Source organism: Sulfitobacter sp. GN1-4 (assembly GCF_055693825.1).
Genome location: NZ_JBVFUQ010000003.1, coordinates 2,694,311 through 2,709,658, shown reverse-complemented (window position 1 = coordinate 2,709,658; position 15,348 = coordinate 2,694,311). Strand labels below are relative to the sequence as shown.

Sequence of the window (15,348 nt, the reverse complement as noted above, 5' to 3'; positions counted from 1 at the left end):
GACGCCAGGTGAAGTGCCATTCAGGCCCATTTGGGGCGCCACATATCCTTTCGGATATTGCAGATATCCCAAGTCGCGCAGCGGTAGGCTTTCGCGGGACTGCCGGTTTTCCCCTCAGACGGGCAGATTGCCCTCACCAGTCAGTGTGAGGATTGACCTGTGAAAGTAATGAGTAAGATACGACTGGGCGCGTATGCCCTTGGTGTTGGTTTCTGTGTTGCGGCGGCTTTGCCGTCAGAAGCGATGGCGCAGAAGAAGAACGCCAAGGACTACGCGGCATTTGCCTTTGATGCGGACAAGCGCAAAAAGACGCGCCGTCCCTTGGGCAAACGACTGACCTACAGCGGCAGTGTTGGCGTCAGCCATCTGAGCGAGGTGGGCCGTGTTTTGGACGATGCAGCGGCCCGCCGGGCCCGCACCGACCAGGCCAACCTGTCTTTTGCCGCACGGCTGAAAATCAATGAACAGCTGCGCGGCTTTGCGCATCTGGAGCTGACGGCCAAGCAAAAGGCATATGGTGCGGTGACCTATCCCGGTCAGACCCGCCTGCGCGTGAAAGAGGCGCATCTGAGCTATGCCCTGTCAGAGCGCACCCAAGTGTCGCTGGGCCGCATGCGGTTTTCAGACCCACGCCGCCGCGCAATGGATGCCGCCGGTGATGGCGTGCATCTGGGCTACAAGACCCCGACCTGGGGCTGGGAGCTGGCGCTCTTCAAGGAAGCCTTTGACGCACGCGGCACCTATGCGCTGGCCCATGCTCAGCGCTATGGCCGGGGCCGGGTGCAAGGGGCCTATGCGCTGATTGAACATGTTGGCGGGGAAGAACGGCTTTATCTGGCGGGCTATGCGCAGTCCAAGTTCAAGGGTGCGCCACTGTTTGATTTCGGTGTCACTGCCGTCCTTGGAGATGCGGCGGGCGGCAAACGCGCGGGCCTTTCGGCGGACGCGACGCTCACGAAAGCCTATGCGTTTCGCGGCCTGAAACCGCAGCTGTCGCTGGGCTTTGCGTTTGGCACCGAAGGGTACGTGCCTGCGCGGCTGGCGTCCAACAAGGCCAAAGAGGGCGGGCAGGCGCAATTCAAGCGGTTCGGCACGGTTTTCCAGCCTGAGTTGACCAATCTGGCGGTGGCCACGGTTGCAGTTGGCATCCGGCCTTCCCGCAAGTTTTCCCTGGATCTGCGTGCCCATGCCTATGCGCAGCTGAATGCCTCTTCGGTGGCACCTGTGGCGCGGGTCACAGGGCGCACAACAGGCCTTTCGCGCCATGTCGGGCACGAGATCAGCTTGGTAGGGGCCTGGCGTCCGTCCAAGACCACCAAAATCGAAATTGGCGCAGGCGTGTTCAAGCCCGGTCGGGCCTATGAAAGCCGCCGCTCCAGCCGCCGCCTTTTTGTGCGGCTCACCCAGTACTTCTGACCCTGAATGACCCTGAATGAGGATGAAACGATGAACATCATGGAACTTTTGTCTCAGCTGCCTGTCTTGCCGCGTGCCTGTCCACAGAAGCGCGGGCCGTTGATACCAGCCTTTATGCTGAGGCGGCACCTGAGGATGCGAGCTTTGTGCGCTTTGTCGGCTTTGACACCAGCGAGACACCGGTTTTTGGCGGCAAGACTTTTGGCCTGACAGAGGTCAAGCCGGGGGCCTATATCCCTGTGTCCTCAGGACTGCTGAAGGACGTGGCAGCGGGCAGCTATGCCAGCGTGGTACGCACGCCTGAGGGCCGCGTTGAGGTGATCACCGAAACACCGCGCAGCCGCGACGGGAAGGTGTCCATCTTTCTGGTTAACGCATCCAATGCCCCGCTTGATCTGCGTTTGGCAGATAATGCGGCAGCGGTCATCGAAGATGTGGAAAGCGGTGCCAGCGGTATGCGGGCGGTGAACCCGGTAAGCGTGTCACTGGGCGTTTTCATGCCCGGCGCAGAGGCACCGATTGAGACCTTTGATGTGACCCTGCAGCGCGGCCAGAACCTGACTTTTCTGGCAACGGATGCCGATGTTTCACTGATTAAACACAGCTTTGGCCCGGTGGCCAAGTAACGACCTGAGCAAGGAGTGGTCCCATGATCTTTTCCAGCACGATATTCATCTTCGGGTTTCTGCCCTTCTTTCTGGGCATCTATTACCTGACGCCGCGCCGGGCGAAATCATGGGTCATCCTTGCGGGCAGCTATGCGTTTTATGCCTGGTGGCGCGTGGATTATCTGGCTGTCGTGCTGGGCATGTCTTTGGTCAGCTATCTGGCCGCTGAGCTTGCCGTTTATGGCCGGTCCGAAAAGATCCGCCTCTGGGCTGTGCGGTGGGGGGTCGGCCTGGTGCTGCTGACGCTGGGCTATTTCAAATACACCATGTTCGTGCTGGGCGGTGTGGACCATCTGGCGCAGATGCTGGGGGGCAGCGGATTGACGGTGCCCGCTATCATCCTGCCGATTGGCATCAGCTTTCACGCGTTCCAATCCATCAGCTACATCGTCGATGTCTACCGTGAAGATGCGCGGCCTGCGCGCCATGTGGTTGATTTTCTGGCCTTTGGGTCGCTGTTCCCGCAGCTGATTGCGGGGCCTGTGCTGCGCTACAAGGACGTGGCCGACCAGTTCCGCTCCCGTGTGCACAGCGTGCAGGGCTTTGCCGATGGCATCGCCCGGTTTGCCCAAGGTCTGGCGATGAAGGTCTTGGTGGCCGATAACGTGGCACCCTTGGCGGATCGCATGTTCGCGCTGAGCGCGCCAACGGCGGCGGAGGCCTGGTTGGGGGCAGGGGCCTATACCGTTCAGCTCTTCTTTGATTTTGCGGGCTATTCGGCGATGGCCATTGGGCTGGGCCTGATGATGGGGTTCCGGTTCGTTGAGAACTTTGACGCGCCTTATGTCAGCCGGTCGATCACCGAGTTTTGGCGGCGCTGGCACATCAGCCTGTCACAATGGCTGCGCGACTATCTTTATGTGCCGCTGGGCGGGAACCGCCACGGCACGTGGCGCACCTATCGCAACCTGATGCTGACGATGGTGCTGGGCGGTTTGTGGCACGGGGCGAACCTGACGTTCATCCTGTGGGGTGCCTGGCATGGTGCGATCCTGGCGGCTGAGCGGATGCTGGGCGGCAAGGGTGCCGACACCGTGTGGCCGCGTGCCATCGCATGGCCGCTGACGATGGTCTTTGTGATGCTGGGCTGGGTGATGTTTCGGGCAACAGATGTGGCGGCAGCCTTGGCGATGTACCGCGGGATGGCCGGGGTGCAAGGTGCCGCTCTGTCTGGCGATGTGGCCTGGCAGATCCAGAACACCGAAGTGGCCGCGCTGATGATTGGTGCCGTGCTGAGCGTCTACGGCAAGCCGCTGAGCGCCGCGCTGCACCGGATGCCTCAGATCGCCCGGCGGGTCGGAGCGGCAGCCCTTTTTGCCTCTGCGGCCACGGCGTTGCTGGCGCAAAGCCACTCCCCTTCCTGTACTTCCAATTCTAAGAGGTTGGTCATGCATTATTCGCTTTCTTCAACAACGTTCTCAGCCGGTATCATGGCAGGGCTGTTTGCATTGGGTGCCATGGGCCACCACAGCGCCACATCCGGTCTAAACTGGGCCAGCCCCTCGATGGGTCCGCACAGGCGCTTTATGAAGCCGGGTTTGAGCGTGACTTCGCAGCACAGGCGCTGGCGGTGGATGTGATGGGTGCGGTGAAATATGCGCTCTTTTCCCAGGCCTCAGACGGGGCCATCGTCGGGCAGGACGGCTGGCTTTTCACGACCGAAGAGCTGGATGTCACGGCAGACTTTGATGCGCATATCGCCGCCTCCGCCGCGCGGGTGCGCGATGCGGTGAAGGCGCTGCAGGCACGCGGGATTGCGGTGCTGCCGGTGATCGTGCCCGATAAAGCAGAGATTTACGCAGACCAGCTGGGTCTCACCCGCCCCGATGCGGTTGCAGCCCGGCGTGATCACTTTGCGGCGCTTCTGCACGAAGCGGGCATTGAGGCGCTGGATGCAACGCCGGTTTTGCGCGACGTGAAAGAGACGCAGAATGCCTTCATGCCAGACGATACCCATTGGTCGCCTGCAGGCAGCCAAGCTGTCGCGGTGGCCGTGGCAGACGCATTGGCCGGGATCCCTTTGGCACCCGCGACCGTGACGACCACTGCAACCGGTGCCGTCCCCTTTGACGGGGATTTGCTGCGCTATGTGCCCACGGGCGACCTGCGCGGGTTGGTTGGCCCGGTGCAACAGCAGATCGCCACGTTTGATACAACGGTTGAGACAGAAGCGGGCCTTTTTGGTGATGCATCTGTCGATGTAGCGCTGGTGGGGACCAGCTTTAGTGCCAAGTCTGATTGGCACTTTGATGGGTTCCTAAAACAAGCACTGCAAGCGGATGTGGTGAATTTTGCCGAGCAAGGCAAAGGCCCCTTCGCCCCGATGGACGCTTTTCTGGCGTCAGAATTTCTAACCTCAACACCTCCCAAAGTCGTGATCTGGGAAATCCCAGCACGCTACGTCTCAAAGGAACAGTAACGATGAAACTCTTTTCAACTCTTGCCACTGTGATGGCCCTTGCAACACCCGCCTCTTTGGCCGCGGCCCCGTTTTGTGACGCGCTTGCCGATGTGGACCAACTGCCCAAGAAATACGCCAAGCGGGGGCCGTTTCATGCTGATGCCACCTCGGGGTGGGTGATCGGGTCTGACCAGTTGAAGGCGTCTTTTGATGTCACGGCTGAGACACAGGCCTTGTGGTCTGCGCTGCACCGCGCGTTTGCGGATCGTGGGGTGGAACTGGTGGTTTTGGCCGCCCCGCCGCGTCCCCTTTTCGCACCTGAAAGAGCCTTGCCGGCTGGCGCTGATCTGAACGCGTTGCAGTCAGGGTTTTCCGACTATGTTGCGGCGTTGAATGCCGCAGGCATTGTGGCCCCCGATTTGAGCGATGCGGCAGAGGGTGAAATGGCGCAGGCGTTCTATTTCGCCCGTGACACCCACTGGACGCCCAAGGGGGCGGCCTGGTCTGCGGTCAAACTGGCAGAAATGATGGGGCGTAACCCTGCGCCGTTGGCAGATGTTGCGTTCACGCAAAGCTATACTGAAAAAGGATCGTTGAGCACTGTTGTCGAAAAGGTCTGTGGCACGCGCCCTGAGGTGGAGACACGCCCGGCACCGCAATTTGCGCAGGCTGGCGGCGCGGCGGCCCTGTTGGGCGATGCGCCTGAGGCCACAGTTGCCCTGGTGGGCACAAGCTTTTCTGACAGGTATCAGACCGACGCCTATCAGGTAGCGGGTGCGCTGTCTTACGCGCTGGGCGCTGAGGTGCAGAACTTTTCTGTCACCGGTGGCGGCCTTGTGGGGGCCATGAGCGGCTTTTTGGAAAGCGGGGCCTTGGCATCACAGCAGTTCGATACCGTCGTTTGGGAAACCCCCTACACCAACCCGCTGACGCAGATCGCCGGGTTGCGCCAGATCCTGGGCGCGCTGGAGGCTGAGGGCACGAAAGCGGATGTTTATGCGGGTGCCATCACCTCTGACTGGCAGGCCGTTGATGTATCAGATGTGAGCCTTGTTGGCGGCAGCCTGCGGATTGAAACACCGGGGGTGAGCGAAGGCCAGTTGACGGTTGAGTTGTGGAGCGCGGACAAAACCAAGCTGCGCTACAAACTGCGCAAGTCTGACCGTTTGGACGCTGATGCGCGCAGCGACATTTGGCACCTTTCGCTGACGTCTTTGCCTGTGACCGATGTGTCACGGGTCAAATTCAAGCTGAACAATGAGGTGATGGACGCAAAAATCGCGCTGATTAACTGATATAAATCAAACAGATAAATAGGTGTCTATACCAAGGTATAGGCGCCTATACCCCTGCGTTATCGCCAGGCTGGCAAAGCTGGCATAGGGATAATGCAACAAATGACAGAACGAGTGTGTGAAAGGTCTCTGATCATGAAAATAGTATCGATTGCATTGAGCTGTGCGTTGTTGGCGGCCTCCCCCGTTATGGCTGACACGCTGCCCACCCCTGATGGGGACGTGCTGGTGACGCTTTCAGGCGCGCTGAGCAATGAGACAGCGAACGGCGTTGTTGAAATGGACATCGCGCAGCTGCAGGCCATGCCGCAGCAAGAATTCACGACATCCACCATCTGGATGGAAGGCACGCAGACCTTTACCGGTGTGAGCCTTAAGGCGTTGCTGGAATATGCGGGCGCAAGCGGGGCAACGATCGAAGCGGTCGCGCTCAACGACTATAAGGTTGAAATCCCGGTCGATAGCCTGACGGATGAGGCCCCTATCGTCGCCTACTTGATGGATGGAGATCGCATGTCACCACGGGACAAAGGGCCGCTTTGGATTGTGTACCCTTACGATTCGGACGCTGATTACCGCAGCGAAGTGATCTATTCGCGCTCAATTTGGCAGCTCGACCGCATCGTTGCCGTGAAATAGCCCCGATCCTGGGGTATGGTGTCCCGATGAGCGCTCGATTTTTTCGCCGTTGGTTTCCGACCTTCATTATTAGCATCAGCATCACTGCTTTGCTGGTGCTGTTCTTTTTGATTGCGCAGAAACTCACCGTCCTGCGGGAAGCACCTGGTGACAATGTCACCTGGGGGCTGTCCCAGGTGCAGGTTGACCTGTTGCATCTGACCAAGGCGGCGCAGCAAGCCCAATTGGGCACCACGCCTGACCTGCGGGATGTACGGCGGCGGTTTAACAACGCCTACAGCCGCGTGTCGGGCATTCGGCAGGGGCCTGTGTTTGGCGTCATGCGCGCGGACGCAGAATTTGCGGACACAGTGAATGATCTGCAAACACAGCTGGATGCGATGGTGCCCTTGGTTGATGGCCCTGACGGCAATTTGCAAGCGGGGTTGTCGGATGTGCTGGCGCAAGTGGACCGGATGGGGCAGGGCGCGCGCGATCTGGCGGTGTTAGGCATTGGCATTCAGTCTACCCTGTCTGATGAAACCCGCCGCGATTTTTCGCAACTGCTTTGGATGGCGGCGGCAGTTACCGCGTCCTTGATCATTTTCCTTGTGGTCATGAGCTATGCGCAGCTTTTGCAGAACAAGGCGTTTCGCAGAGTTACGCGGGCGATGGACCGGGCCAATACGCGTCTTAAATCCTCTTTTGAGGTGTCTCTTGACGCCATTGTTGTGGCCGATGATGAAGGCATCATTCTGGATTTCAACGATGCGGCGGTGTCGGTTTTCGGCTTTTCCCGGGACGAGGCGATTGGCGCGCAGATGGCGGATCTGATCATTCCCCACCATCTGCGCGGGGCACATAACGCGGGCATGGCCCGGCTGAAGCGCACGGGTCAGTCCAAATTGGTGGGCCAGGGACGGATTGAGATCACAGCTTTGCGTAAATCGGGCGAAGAGTTCCCGGTGGAAATTTCCATCGGTCAGACCCAGGACCACACCGGCACGATCTTTATCTCTTATCTGCGCGACATCACTGAACGGCTCGAAGCTGAGCAAGACCTCAAGCAAGCGCGCGATGACGCGTTGCAAGCGGAGCGGGCGAAATCGAACTTCCTGGCGGTGATGAGCCATGAGATGCGCACGCCGCTTAACGGGATTTTCGGGACGCTGGAATTGCTTCGCAAAACCCGGCTGAACAAGGCGCAAGAGAAATACCTGACCATTGCGAAGCGGTCAGGCGACATTCTGTTGCATCACGTCAACGATGTTCTGGACCTGACCCGACTTGACGCGGGTGAGCTGGAGCTTTTTGAAGACGTCTTCGATCTGCGCGGGTTTTTTGAGGACGCAATCAAAACGAATGAGCCTGCCGCCTTGCAAAGCGGCAATGCGCTGACGTTGGATATCAGCGGGATCGAACGGCAGTGGGCCTTGGGCGATGAACAACGGCTGCGGCAGATTTTGTTTAACCTGATCAGCAATGCGCTGAAGTTTACCGATCAGGGCACCGTTGCGGTGACCGGTCGGACGACGGGCGATTACGAATTTCCCTGCCTTGAGTTTGAAGTGGCCGATACAGGGGTTGGCATCTCAGATCAGGATCAGGCGCGGGTGTTTGACCGGTTCTTCACGCAAGAAAAATCCTATGACCGGATGGCGTCTGGGGCGGGGCTGGGGCTGGCTATTTGCCGTCAGATCGCTGTGCTGATGGGTGGCGATATTTCGGTCACCAGTGAAGTTGGTCAGGGATCAACGTTCAAGTTTGTCGTTCCAATTTCCTGGGCCGATGCACCGGATGAGGAAACGGAAGCCGACGCGCCCCAGATTGGGCCGGATATGTTGCAGGGCCACCATATCCTTTTGGTTGAGGACAATGAGATAAACCGCACCATTGTGCGCGAAATGCTGGAGGGCGCAGGCGCGCATGTCAGCGAAGCGCACAACGGGTTTGAGGCCATTCGCGCCGCTGAGGCAGAGGCCTATGCCGCGATCCTGATGGACATTAGCATGCCCACGATGAACGGCGTTGACGCCACGTTGGAGATACGCGGCGGGCGGTCGGTTAATCGCGAAACCCCGATCCTGGCGCTGACGGCGCATGCGCTGGAGGAAGAACAACAGCGGTTTGTCGAGGTTGGCATGAACGCCTGCTTGAACAAGCCTGTCTCCCAGATTGCCCTGGTACAGGGGTTGGCGGACGTGCTGGGGCTTGACTGCGCCTTTGCGGCGCAGGCGCAGGAAGCGGCCCCAGATGTGTTGGACCCCACGATTTTTGGCGGTTTGCAGACGATCCTAAAACCTGAACGGCTCGCTGATTTGGCGCAGAAGTTTGAAGGTGAGATTGAAGGCTTTTTGGCCTCCATTCCGGATCACCTTGAAACAGATGCTCTGGGGCCATTGGCCGAAGCCGCGCATAAATCTGTAGGCTCGGCCGGCGTGATTGGCCTGCTGTCTTTCCAAGCTGATTTGCGCGCGGTTGAGATGGCGGCCAAAGACGGATCGCCCGACGCGGTAAAGCAAGCAGCGCAGCAGGCGCAACGTGCCTGGCCCACGGCGCGGGACGCGCTGAAAGCGCAGGTTTAACCCACCTGCGTCCTGGCCGTGGCGACTATCCTTTGGGATAGCGCGGCTACGCCAATTCCCCTTTCACTGCCCAGTTGCTGTCCCCTTTTTCGGGAGAAGCCGTGGTAGATCACTCCAGTGAGAGAGCACCAGCCCAGCTGGTATAAACGTCTGGAGTATGCAATGAACATTCGCCACGAATGTCCTTTGCCGGACCTGTCCTATGCGGTCGCGGCCCCGCTGTTTGTAACAACAGCGGACGGCACCCTTTGACTGTCAAACGGTGGTCTCTTGAGGGGATCTGGATCGATCCCGACGGCCATGATCTGACCCAAGCGACAGCGCTTGGTGTGCCGTTTCAGGGCGTGGATGTGAACTTTCCCATCCAATTGGCAGAGACCGACGCACCAGATCATTATCTTTTCAAAAACCTCACCGTCCGCCAGCGCGAGACGCTTGCCACGTTTTATCAAGGTGTGCTGTCGGGCAAGATGGTCGCTGTTGGTGATGTGATCACCAGTTTGGACACGCCGGTTGATCTGGTGCCAATGGAAGAAACGGAGGCTGAGAAAGCCGAAGGCATGGCCAAAGCCCGGCCACGGGCGCTGCGGGTGGCCTGGAACGTGGTGTTTTATCTGCTGCTGGCGTCCTTCCTGACGTGGTTCATCGGCGGTCACATCTGGGAACGCCTGTCCCGGATCACGCTGGATCATGGGCGGTTTGTGGCCCCGATTGAGCAATATCTTGCACCTGATACAGGATATATCGAACGTCTATACGTCCGCGTCGGAGATAGCGTGAAACGCGGCGATATCATCGCGCGCCTCGAAGACCCGGACCGCGAAAGCGATGTTGAGGAAGTCCGTGCAGAGATCCGAATTGCCGAGCGCCGTCTGCGCGATGCAAAGGCACGACTGGCGCAGCACATCGCATTGCGCCCCCAATTCCGCGCCCCGTTTGAGGACCGGATGCGCCGGGCTTGGCGTGGGTTGCGCGATCATCATCCGGGCACCTTTCCCGAAAGCGCAGAGGCCTATGCCGCGCGCCGCGCGGTGTTGTGGTTTGATCTGGGGCGCGATCTGACACCCGGTGGGTATCATGCAATCCTGACGGATTTATCCGCGCAGGTTGATGATTTGGATCTGGATTTGCGCCGCTGGAAACGGGAGCTGCGTCACCGCAAGGCGGCTGCTGATGAATATGTGGTGCGCGCCAAAACTGACGGCACGGTCTTCGCGGTGCCGGTGACCAAAGGCGCATACGTCGGGCGCGACACCCTTGTGGCCGAGATCGAAGAGAACACACCGCGCACTGTTGTGGGCTGGCTTGACGACCGGATGGTCACATCCGTCTACATCGGGATGCCTGCCCATGTGCGGTTCAGCTTTCGCGGAGAGCAAACGGTGATGCAGGCCAAGGTGGTGGAGTTGCAGGCCGGCACGGACACCATGCAACCCGACAAATACGGGATGGTTGTCACTCTCAAGGTTGAGGGGGCGGGGCTGAAGACCTCGCGCAAGCTTTTCCGGCGCAACGCGCCTGCTCGGCTTTCGCTTGAACGGAACCCCCTCAGAGAGATGTGGGGAGGAGGGGCCGATGCAGGCTCCTGACACGGTCTATGCCTTTGAAAAGCACCTGGATGGGTGGCTCGCCACGTTGGAGGGGCCATCCCCCACGGGGCTTGCCAAGTGGACACCGGGGTTTTGGCTGCGCTTTACGATCCTCTTTAATCTGCTGCTGGGCGCCTTGGTGTTTTGGCCCAACAACTTCTTTAATCCAGAACTGCTGCATATCACCTTTGTGCTGGGGTCTTTGGGCATCTGGCGCTTTGGCTGGTGGTTCACCCATGCTGTGCGCGCTGAGGTTTTCGCGCGCACGCGCTGGCCGGGCATGCGGCGGCGGGCCAGCAACATCTGGCAGGGCGGGTGGCGGCCCCGGATGCTGCACATTCAGATGACCACCTATTATGAGGAACCGGCGATCACCCGGCGGGTGATCGGATCTATCATTGGCCAGATCCGGCGCGAGGGGATCCCCACAACGCTTTATATCGGCACCGGGTCAACCTACGACGAGGAAATCATCACCGATTTTGTGCGCACCCACGCCCAGGATGTGGATGCCGATTTGGTGTTTCTGCGGCAGAACCAGCCGGGCAAACGCATGGCGATCGGCATGATCTTGCGCGCGATGAACCGCAACGGGATTGAACCAGATGATCTGGTGATCTTTATGGACGGGGATGCGGTTTACGGCATCGATGTGCTGGAAAAGACATGTTCGATGTTTGGCGCGGATCCTGACCTGCAGGCGCTGACCACCAACGAAGAGGTGATCTGTTACGGGCCGCAGTGGATCCAAAGCTGGCTGTCCATGCGCTTTGCTCAGCGGCGTTTGGCGATGCAGAGCCATGCGTTGTCTGATCGTGTGTTGACCCTGACGGGGCGGATGAGCGTGTTTCGCGCGCGCTATATCACGGATGAGAAGTTTATCCGCACGATTGAGGCCGATCACTTGGATCACTGGCTTTGGGGACGGTTCCGGTTTCTGTCGGGCGATGACAAAAGCACCTGGTTCCACCTGCTGTCCTGCCGCGCCAAGATGACATATGTGCCCGACGCCTGCGTCTATACGATTGAACAGATCGAAGGCTCAGGCACGGGCCGCATGGTGCAGAACTTTCGCCGCTGGTCTGGCAATATGCTGCGCAACGGGCAGCGCGCGATTTCGCTGGGGCCTTGGGTGGCCAAGCCCTTTATCTGGTGGTGCCTGGTCGATCAGCGCATCGCGATGTGGACGATGTTGGTCAGCCCCACCTTGGCGCTGCTTACGCTGTTTGTGGAACCGATGTATCTGGCGCATTGCCTGATTTGGATTGTCCTGTCGCGCACGGTGCTGTGCCTGTTTCTGTTTCGCTATGCGCGCAGCACTGACCTGAGCTGGCCGTTCATCCTGTATTTCAACCAGATCATCAACGCGGGCGTGAAGGTGTTCATGATCTTCCACCTCAGCAAACAGAAGTGGTCGAACCGGGGCAATCAGTCTGCGGGCAATGGCACGTCGCTGATGGACAAGGCGCAGAACGGGATGGCTAAGTTCCAGTTGATCACAACAGTCATCGCCTTTGTCGCAGCCCTTGCCGTGATGATGGGCGTGTTGCCGATGCCCATGCTTGTGGCGGAGTTGCTGCGCTAAGCCTTGCCTATCCTTTAGGTCATATCGGCCATGCCATTGGATGCAAAACTGTCCTGTTGGTGCCGCGATTTTCTGAATTTTCTATCTTATTACAAATACATCGGCTCTGACCGAGTGTGAGTGTAAGGAGACTTTGTAATGATCTATCCCGTAATTATGTGTGGGGGCAGTGGCACCCGTTTGTGGCCCTTGTCCCGTAAAAGCTACCCCAAGCAGTTTGCAACGCTGGGGGGCGAAAAGACCCTGTTTCAACAGACCGTTGCCCGCGTCAAAGCGGACAGTTTTGAAGCACCTATTGTTCTGACCCATGCCGATTACCGCTTTACCGTGGCGGAACAGTTGGCGGCCGAAGGCCACGAAGGTGCGACCATCATGATTGAGCCAGAAGCCCGCAACACGGCCCCTGCCATCCTGGCAGCCGCGCTGCATCTGCAGGACAAGCCTGATGCGGTAATGTTGGTGATGCCCTCTGATCATGCGATCCGTGATCAAAATGCGCTGAACCGGGCCATCGCCATGGGGTACGAGGCGGCCAGCGCAGGCAAACTCGTGACCTTTGGGATCAAGCCTGACCGCGCTGAGACTGGCTATGGCTATCTTGAAACCTATGATGCGATCACCACTGAGGTGGCACATGCCCAGCCTCTGAGATCCTTTGTAGAAAAGCCAGATCTGGCCCGCGCGCAAGAGTTCCTGGCCACGCAGCGGCATTTCTGGAACGCAGGGATCTTCATGTTCCGTGTCGCAGAAATTCTCGAAGCCTTTGAGGTGCTGTGCCCGCGTTTGATGATGCCAGTGCGCCGCGCGGTGCAAGGCGCAAAGGCTGATCTGGATTTCCTGCGGCTTGATCCGGCACCCTATGCCACGGCGGAAAACATCTCTGTTGATTATGCGGTGATGGAAGCCTGCGAGACGCTTTCTGTGGTGCCAACCGATTGTGGGTGGTCCGATCTGGGCAGCTGGGCGTCTGTTTGGGAACATGGCCCCGCGGATGTCGACGGCAACGTGCAAAGTGGTGAAACCACCGCGATCAACTGTGAAAACACACTGCTGCGCTCTGAAAGCGACGGTGTTGAGCTGGTCGGTGTTGGCCTGAAAAACATCACTGCCGTGGCCATGGGCGATGCGGTTCTGGTCGCTGACATGAGCCAGACAGAGACGGTGAAACTGGCCGTTGAAGAACTGAAGGAAAAACAGGCCACGCAGGCCGAACGTTTCCCCAAAGACAACCGGCCTTGGGGGTATTTCGAAACCCTGTCCCTTGGCGCGCGTTTTCAGGTGAAGCGGATTGTCGTGAAGCCCGGTGCAGCATTGTCCCTCCAAAGCCATATGCACCGGTCTGAACATTGGATCGTGGTGGCAGGCTCTGCCAATGTGACGGTGGATGACGAGGTTAAGCTGATCTCGGAAAACCAATCCGTCTACATCCCACTGGGCGCAATCCACCGGTTGGAAAACCCGGGCAAAGTGGAACTGCATCTCATCGAAGTGCAGACCGGTGCCTATCTCGGAGAGGATGACATCGTGCGATATGAAGACATCTACGCACGTGACAAAGCTGCATAAACCAAAAACAAAAAGCACTCTCACACCACCTATGGCGGCACCTCGTGTGCCGCCTTTTTTGCGTTCGTTGCAGGTGGATATGGGCAACTATCCTTCAGGATAGCCGGTCTAGTCGAACGCCGCTCGAGCTATACGCTCAGCACAAAGATTGTTTGATCGCAAAGGGTTAGAAATCACTCAACAGTAATAAAGGACCAGTACCATGTTTGATTTCATCCCTACCCAAACCACAAATTCCGCAGCTGTCCCGCTGCGCATCATCGACACCAAGCCTGCGATTTCTGTCGTGGGGCTGGGCTATGTGGGGGCCGTCTCTACGGCCTGTCTGTCCAGTCTTGGCCACACCGTGATTGGTGTGGATCTGGACCCTGCAAAGATTGACGCCATCGGTGCGGGCAAGTCCCCGATCCATGAAAAAGACCTTGAAAGCCTGCTGAGCGAAGGCGTGCGCCAAGGGTTGGTGTCGGCCACTGATGACCTGGAACAGGCCGTTGTCGACACAGACGTGACGTTTGTCTCTGTTGGCACGCCAACAGCCGCAGATGGTGGGTGTGATCACAGCTATATTGATGCGGCTGCACGCTCCATCGGCGCTGGGTTGAAGCGCAAATCTGACTTTCATGTCGTGGTGATGCGCTGCTCTATTCCGCCCGGCGTTACCATGGGGTTCATGGCACCGATCATCGAAGAAGTCTCTGGCCTGAAAGCGGGCGTAGACTTTGGTGTCTGCTTTAACCCTGAGTTCCTGCGCGAAGGCGTCGCGGTTGAGGATTTCTATGCGCCGCCCAAAACGGTGATTGGTGCCAGCGATGACAAAACAGCGAACATCCTGCGCCGGATCTATGACGCAGTGGATGAAGCTCCGATTGTGACCTCCATTGAGACCGCCGAGATGGTCAAATACGTTGACAACGTCTGGCACGCGACAAAGGTGTGTTTCGCCAATGAAGTGGGCCGCCTGTGTAAACCTCTGGGCGTGGACAGCCATGATGTGATGGATGTTTTTGTTCAAGATACCAAGCTGAACCTGTCGCCTTATTACCTGAAACCCGGCTTCGCCTATGGCGGTTCTTGCCTGCCCAAAGAGGTGCGCGCGGTGGCGCATATCGCGCAGGCGCAGGGTGTTCATTTGCCCCTGATCGAGAGCCTGGATGTCTCCAACAAGACCCACATTGAGACGGCTGTCGAGATGGTGCGCAAAACCGGCGCCAAGAAGGTTGGTGTTCTGGGCTTGGCGTTCAAACCCGGCACGGATGATTTGCGCGAAAGCCCCATCCTGGAAGTGATCGCCGCCCTGGCCGAAGAGGGTGTTGAGATTGCGGTTCATGATGTCGCGATCACGGCCCAGACCCCACTGGCTGGTCAGTTGGCCTATGTCAAAAACGGCAGCCCAGGTCTGCAAAAGATGGCCGGTGCTTTGCCTGAGATGCTGCGTGATAATGTGGACGATGTGCTCGACAGTGCCGAGGCGCTGATCGTGACCCACAAGAACGACCTCTATTCAGAGGCGCTAGCGAAGGCAGGAGACACGCCTGTCATCGATGTGGTGCGTGCTGTGTCACCTGATCAAACCACCACGCATGTGAACGGGATCGGCTGGTAATCCAGCCGTCCTGCCCCCCAAC

11 protein-coding genes are annotated in these 15,348 nt (G+C 58.6%); all 11 read left to right on the top strand.

All coding sequences use genetic code 11. The features are described 5' to 3' along the window. Positions 1-168: 168 nt before the first annotated feature. Positions 169-1,416, top strand: coding sequence for an alginate export family protein (locus ACZ1HM_RS13955; protein ID WP_472743304.1), 1,248 nt, complete (start codon positions 169-171; stop codon positions 1,414-1,416). 77 nt (positions 1,417-1,493) lie between these two features. After that, entirely contained in the window at positions 1,494-2,042 is a 549-nt protein-coding gene (locus ACZ1HM_RS13950; protein ID WP_472744623.1) for an alginate O-acetyltransferase AlgF, read from the top strand. 23 nt (positions 2,043-2,065) lie between these two features. After that, positions 2,066-3,664: an MBOAT family O-acyltransferase gene (locus ACZ1HM_RS13945; protein WP_472743303.1), complete on the top strand. Its 1,599-nt coding sequence runs from the start codon at positions 2,066-2,068 to the stop codon at positions 3,662-3,664. Next, complete coding sequence (locus ACZ1HM_RS13940) at positions 3,664-4,503, top strand: alginate O-acetyltransferase AlgX-related protein (RefSeq protein WP_472743302.1); 840 nt, start codon at positions 3,664-3,666, stop codon at positions 4,501-4,503. The genes ACZ1HM_RS13945 and ACZ1HM_RS13940 overlap by 1 nt, the downstream gene beginning before the upstream one ends. 2 nt (positions 4,504-4,505) lie before the next feature. After that, positions 4,506-5,780 carry an alginate O-acetyltransferase AlgX-related protein gene (locus ACZ1HM_RS13935; protein WP_472743301.1) on the top strand — a complete coding sequence of 425 codons (1,275 nt, stop codon included), beginning with the start codon at positions 4,506-4,508 and terminating at the stop codon, positions 5,778-5,780. Positions 5,781-5,915: 135 nt separating this feature from the next. Further along, positions 5,916-6,419, top strand: a complete 504-nt coding sequence (locus ACZ1HM_RS13930) for a putative pterin-binding protein (protein ID WP_472743300.1) — start codon at positions 5,916-5,918, stop codon at positions 6,417-6,419. 26 nt (positions 6,420-6,445) lie between these two features. Beyond that, entirely contained in the window at positions 6,446-8,983 is a 2,538-nt protein-coding gene (locus tag ACZ1HM_RS13925) for an ATP-binding protein (RefSeq protein ID WP_472743299.1), read from the top strand. A 248-nt stretch (positions 8,984-9,231) separates the two neighbouring features. Further along, the gene (locus tag ACZ1HM_RS13920; RefSeq protein ID WP_472743298.1) at positions 9,232-10,572 is read left to right on the top strand and encodes an HlyD family secretion protein; all 1,341 of its coding nucleotides are present in this window, start codon (positions 9,232-9,234) and stop codon (positions 10,570-10,572) included. Beyond that, positions 10,559-12,157, top strand: a complete 1,599-nt coding sequence (locus ACZ1HM_RS13915) for a glycosyltransferase (RefSeq protein ID WP_472743297.1) — start codon at positions 10,559-10,561, stop codon at positions 12,155-12,157. Before ACZ1HM_RS13920 ends, ACZ1HM_RS13915 begins: the two co-directional genes overlap by 14 nt. A gap of 138 nt (positions 12,158-12,295) precedes the next feature. Beyond that, positions 12,296-13,723, top strand: a complete 1,428-nt coding sequence (locus ACZ1HM_RS13910; RefSeq protein ID WP_472743296.1) for a mannose-1-phosphate guanylyltransferase/mannose-6-phosphate isomerase — start codon at positions 12,296-12,298, stop codon at positions 13,721-13,723. Between the two features lie 202 nt (positions 13,724-13,925). Continuing rightward, entirely contained in the window at positions 13,926-15,326 is a 1,401-nt protein-coding gene (locus ACZ1HM_RS13905; RefSeq protein ID WP_472743295.1) for a nucleotide sugar dehydrogenase, read from the top strand. The last annotated feature ends 22 nt before the right edge of the window (positions 15,327-15,348 follow it).